Origin of the sequence: Staphylococcus sp. EG-SA-15, assembly GCF_017151895.1 — a bacterium.
In the GTDB taxonomy this organism is placed as follows: Bacteria; Bacillota; Bacilli; order Staphylococcales; family Staphylococcaceae; genus Staphylococcus; species Staphylococcus aureus.
This window is the reverse complement of record NZ_JACVZN010000177.1, coordinates 1-237: the sequence shown is the minus strand read 5'-3', so window position 1 is coordinate 237 and position 237 is coordinate 1. Positions and strand designations below refer to the sequence as shown.

Annotated in this window: 2 pseudogenes; both read right to left on the bottom strand. The window is 34.6% G+C overall.

From position 1 onward, the window contains the following. A pseudogene (locus IDG64_RS14960) lies at positions 1 to 70 on the bottom strand (IS6 family transposase); the annotation flags it as partial. Positions 71 to 119: 49 nt separating this feature from the next. Beyond that, a pseudogene (locus tag IDG64_RS14955) lies at positions 120 to 237 on the bottom strand (replication initiation factor domain-containing protein); the annotation flags it as partial.

Here is a 237-nt window from a genome sequence, read left to right as displayed (position 1 = left end):
ATCTTAGATAGTAGCCAACGGCTACAGTGATAACATCCTTGTTAAATTGTTTATATCTGAAATAGTTCATACAGAAGACTCCTTTTTGTTAAAATTATACTATAAATTCAACTTTGCAACAGAACCTCCCAAAGTCTTATTTGGGGCTCTACACTCATAAATTTAGAAAGGGCTTGAGCGTTGTCTCGGTTGAGATTTCCAACGATCGTCATTGCATCAAAACTTAATTTTGGATCA